Genomic DNA, 251 nt, shown 5'->3' with positions numbered 1-251 from the left:
GGAGAGTCGGCCTGGATGGACATGATGAAATGGGAAAAATGCGAGTTTATCGCCCCGCAGCACGAACTTAAAACCTATCCATCCTGGGTGGGCGTTGACCTTTCAAACAAAATTGATATCTGTGCAGCCGCTAAAGTCTGGCGCGCGCCAAGTGGCCACGTTCATGCGGATTTTAAGTTCTGGCTTCCGGAGGGACGCCTTGAGAAGTGTTCACGCCAGATGGCAGAGCTCTATCGTAAGTGGGCCGGGAT

At 53.0% G+C, this 251-nt stretch carries 1 protein-coding gene; it reads left to right on the top strand.

Annotated elements, in window-relative coordinates:
- The coding region (locus tag APU02_RS24690) for a terminase TerL endonuclease subunit (protein WP_239692888.1) at positions 1-251 on the top strand (251 nt) is incomplete at both ends.

The sequence above is a fragment of the Citrobacter sp. 50677481 genome (assembly GCF_001463265.1).
GTDB classification, from domain to species: Bacteria; Pseudomonadota; Gammaproteobacteria; order Enterobacterales; family Enterobacteriaceae; genus Citrobacter_A; species Citrobacter_A sedlakii.
The sequence above is the reverse complement of the archived record's forward strand: the minus strand, read 5'-3'. Positions and strand labels throughout refer to the sequence as shown.